This is a genomic window from Candidatus Tectomicrobia bacterium (assembly GCA_016192135.1).
Lineage (GTDB): Bacteria > UBA8248 > UBA8248 > UBA8248 > UBA8248 > 2-12-FULL-69-37.
On the sequence record JACPUR010000012.1, the window covers coordinates 1 to 3,925 of the forward strand.

A 3,925-nucleotide genomic window follows, 5' to 3' on the forward strand; every position below is an offset into this window, starting at 1 on the left:
CGTCTCGCCCACGTGGTAGGGGATCTGGATGGTGTCGTAGAGGCCGGTGCGCATGGCCTCCATCATCTCCGGGTAGTTCGACACGCGGTAGTCGGTGAGGCCGGTGAAGCGCACGCGGCCCTCCTCCCGGAGCTCCTGGAGTACGGGCGTCACCGCCCGCCAGCCCGCCATGTTGTGGATCTGGAGCAGGTCGATCACCTCGGTCCGCAGGAGCTTGAAGGAGCGCTCGATGCTCTCCCGCGCCGAGCGCACGTCGCGCTCGAGGACCTTGGTGGCGATGAGGGCCCGCTCCCGCCTCCCCTCGAGCGCCAAGCCCAGCACCCGTTCGGCCTCGCCGTACATGGGCGCCGAGTCGAAGAAGTTGACGCCGAGCCGCAGGGCCTCCTCCGCGATCAGGCGGCGGCGCTCCGCTTCGGCGGGGGAGGAGACGTCGAAGGTCTGGTAGGTGCCCATCCCGACGGCGCTCGTCTTGAGGCCGGTGCGGCCGAGGGCGCGGTATTGCATGGGCATTCCCCAAAATCGCGGACGGCGGAAGGTGAATGACACCGGGAGTGCCATACGTTTTTTTGTAGGGGCGAACCTCGTGTTCGCCCTCACCACCGGGGCGAATACAAGATTCGCCCCTACAGACGGATAGGACATTGATCCGCGGGCGCCATCGCGAGGCTTCGCCCCCTACCCCGGCTTTTCCATGAAGGCGAGGAAGTCGGAGGCCTCCTTGAAGCCGGGGTCGATGGTCAGGGCGTTCTTGAGGAAGCGGATCGCCTTCTCCTTCTGCTGCATCTCGTAGAGCACGCGCGCGAGGTTGTAGAAGAGCACCGGATCGGTGTGGTCGATGCGGATGGCGCGCTCGTAGTTCTTGAGCGCCAGCGGGAAGAGCCCCTGCCGGCGCAGCAGGATGCCCAGCTTGTTGAAGACGTGCTTGTTCTCCTTGGTGTAGAGGCGGTCGTTGTCGGTGAGGCGCGCGAACAGCCGCCGCGCCTCCTCCGTCTTGCCCTGCCCCAGGTAGGACTCGCCCAGGCCGTAGCTCGCGGCGACGTGCTTCTCGTCGAACTTGAGCGCCGTCTTGAACTCGAACTCCGCGCTGTGGAACTCCTTGTGGTCCAGGTGGGCCTGCGCCGCCGTCATGCACTTCTCGACCATCGCCTGCTGCGGGGTCTTGGGGGGCTCGGCGCTCTTCCTGGCGGAGGGGTCGTCCTTCGCGAAGCGCCGCCGGAACTCCTCGAGCTTGACCCGCTCGGCCAACATGCCGGTCGAGGTCCCGTCCGGCTTGAGGAACTCCACCGAGACGACGCCGTTCCCGGCGTCGCGGGCCCAGTAGCGCACCTTCTGCTGGAGGCTCGCCCCCCCGGCCGTCTCCTCGTAGTAGACTCCCTGGATCTTCTCGTCCGCCAAGGCCGTACTCCGTGCGGAATGTATTGACAGCGGGAAAAGCTCTCCCCTTGCCCGGAAGATGGTTCAAACCGAGCGAGGAAAACCATTTCAGATCAATTCGTGCCCGGCGCCCCTCTCCCAAAGGGAGAGGGAGAGTCGCCGCTTCAGGATCAGTGTGCCGGGATTCTTCCTCTCAGCCCGCCGCCTTCCGCAGTATCTCCCGGAAGCCCTCGTAGACCGCCTCCCCGCAGCGGGGCGGCGGCAGCACCTCCACCAGCCTGCCCCGCTCGAAGCGCTTGGGCGAGGCGTAGGGATTGTGGATCGCTTCGCCCGAGGGGAGCATGAGGGTCGGGCTCGTCATGGGAAGGCCCTTCTCGTCCCGCAGGCGCATGGACTCGCGGCAGTCCGCCATCACTTGCTCCCGCCGGCGGGGGCTGCCCACCTCCGGGCGCAGGGCCTCGGGATCGAGCCCCGCCTCCCCCGCGATCTCCAGCACCACCTCCGGCTCGTCGATGCGGCGGCCCTCGTGGAAGAACCCCCGCCGCAGGGCCAGGTCGAAGCGCCGCGCCCGGGCCGGATCCCGGTCGTAGGCCGCCGCGTAGGCCTCGAAGGCCGGCATCGTCGTGCGGAGGAAGCCCTCGTGGGGGAAGGGCCGGCAGGGCGCCAGCGGCTCCTGGACGGCCACGAGCGGCCACTCCTGGTCCACGATGTGCCGGGGCGCGGGCCGCCCGTTGATGACCTCCAGGGGAAAGGCGCGCCACTTCAGGACGAGGCCACCCTCGAACTCCGGCATGACCCTGTCCAGCCGCGCCGCGGCCATGTAGGCCCACGGTCAATGGTACTCGTGGAAGATCTCGACGACGGCCGGGGCCACGAAATCCCCTCCCGGGCAACGGTGCCCCCGCGCCGTTCCAGCGCCCTGATGCGGAGGGGTGGCGGGGACTCCCTTCTTCTACTCCACCGCCCGGGGCGTGGCAACAGACCCCCCGCCCCGGCGGGCCGGGCGCTCCCGGGCCCTGTGATATGATGTCCTTGGGAGGGGTGGCCCCATGAACCCCGGCGAGCGGCGCCTGGCGGAAATCCTCGAGAACGCGCGCACCATCGCCGTGGTGGGCCTCTCGGGCGACCCGGGGCGCACCAGCCACCGCATCGCCGCCTACCTCCAGGCGGCGGGCTACCGCATCATCCCCGTCAACTCCGAGGCGGACGAAGCCCTGGGCGAGAAGTCCCTCCCCAGCCTGCGGGATATCGAGGGGCCGGTCGACATCGTGAACGTCTTCCGGCGCCCCGCGCACATCCCCGCCGTGGCGGAGGACTTCCTGCGCATGAGGGCCCGCCCCGGCGTCTTCTGGATGCAGAAGGGCATCGCCCACCCCGGGAGCGCCCGCAGGCTCGAGGCGGCGGGCGCCGAGGTCGTCCAGGACCTGTGTATCAAGACCCTCCACCGCCTGCTCCTGGCGGGGCAGCCGCGGGATTGAGCCATACGGACCGGGCCCGCCGCCTCCGGCCGCGGCACGTCCTTCTCGCGGGGGCGCTCGCGCTGGTGCTGACCGGCTTCATCGGCTGGATCGAGAACTTCTTCCTCTACCACCCCTTCCGCGAGATATCCGCCACCCCGGCCCAGTACGGCGTGCCCTACGAGGACGTCCTCTTCCCGGCCTCGGACGGCGCCCGGCTGCACGGCTGGTACGTCCCGCCGGTGGAGGCCGAAGGCCCCGTCGTCCTCTGGGCGCACGGCAACGCGGGGAACATCTCCCACCGCTCGGAGAACATCGCGCTTTTAAGACGAGAGACAGCAGCGGGCGTCTTCATCTTCGACTACCGGGGCTACGGCCGGAGCGAGGGGCGGCCCGGCGAGGCCGGCCTCTACGCCGACATGCGGGGGGCCTACGCCTGGCTGAGGGGGCGGGCGCCGGCCGGGCGCATCTTCTTCTTCGGGCGCTCGCTCGGGGCCACCGTGGCCGTGCGGGTGGCGGCCGAGGGGGCCGGGGCGCGGGGGCTCATCCTGGAGAGCCCCTTCGTGAGCCTGGCCGAGATGGGGGAGCTGATGTTCCCCTTCCTCCCGGTGCGGCGGCTCCTCGTCCAGGAGTTCGACACCGCCAGGTGGCTCCCCCGGGTGAAGGCCCCCCTGCTCTTCTTCCACGGGGACTCGGACGAGATCGTGCCCTTCTCCCAGGGGCGCCGGCTCTACGAGCTCGCCCCCGGGCCCAAGCGCTTCCACGCCATCCGGGGCGCCCGCCACAACGACACCTACGTCACGGGCGGCCCCGCCTACTGGCAGGTCTGGCGCGAGTTCCTCGCCGCGCCGGAGAAGGCGGTGAAGTAAGTCTAACTAGCAAATGCATAGACGCTGAGGACCAAGAAGACTGTTTACTACTCGTTACGAATGGCCAATAAATGTTTTCTCAATTGTATTCCTAGGCTTCTTCCTGAACAACTGATAGGGTGACGGGCACAGCCAGGGGAACGGAGCGAGGGCGTAGCCCGAGCGGAGTTCCCCTGGGGCACCCCACCCTGCGGGAGGGAAGGAGCATGACGGTCGCCGAGAAGA

The 3,925-nt window shown here is 69.0% G+C and carries 5 protein-coding genes; 2 read left to right on the plus strand and 3 right to left on the minus strand.

Annotation, left to right across the window (positions count from 1 at the left end; genetic code table 11):
• The 3 genes from HYZ11_04080 to HYZ11_04090 form a co-directional block, all read right to left on the minus strand.
• The coding region (locus HYZ11_04080; protein ID MBI3126765.1) for an aldo/keto reductase at window positions 1–504 on the minus strand (504 nt) is incomplete at its 3' end.
• 171 nt (window positions 505–675) lie between these two features.
• A complete protein-coding gene (locus HYZ11_04085; GenBank protein ID MBI3126766.1) occupies window positions 676–1,395 on the minus strand; it encodes a tetratricopeptide repeat protein in 720 nt (239 codons plus the stop codon).
• A 172-nt stretch (window positions 1,396–1,567) separates the two neighbouring features.
• Window positions 1,568–2,167 (minus strand): hypothetical protein, encoded by a 600-nt coding sequence (locus HYZ11_04090; protein MBI3126767.1) that lies wholly within the window; start codon window positions 2,165–2,167, stop codon window positions 1,568–1,570.
• A gap of 256 nt (window positions 2,168–2,423) precedes the next feature.
• Here HYZ11_04090 and HYZ11_04095 point away from each other — a divergent pair, with 256 nt between their 5' ends.
• Entirely contained in the window at window positions 2,424–2,852 is a 429-nt protein-coding gene (locus HYZ11_04095) for a CoA-binding protein (GenBank protein ID MBI3126768.1), read from the plus strand.
• Window positions 2,849–3,700, plus strand: a complete 852-nt coding sequence (locus HYZ11_04100; GenBank protein ID MBI3126769.1) for an alpha/beta hydrolase — start codon at window positions 2,849–2,851, stop codon at window positions 3,698–3,700. Before HYZ11_04095 ends, HYZ11_04100 begins: the two co-directional genes overlap by 4 nt.
• Window positions 3,701–3,925 lie beyond the last annotated feature (225 nt).

Coding starts and splice junctions, on each gene's coding strand:
- HYZ11_04090 (MBI3126767.1), bottom strand. CDS start 2,167: ATGCCGGAGTTCGAGGGTGGCCTCGTCCTGAAGTGGCGCGCCTTTCCC.
- HYZ11_04095 (MBI3126768.1), top strand. CDS start 2,424: ATGAACCCCGGCGAGCGGCGCCTGGCGGAAATCCTCGAGAACGCGCGC.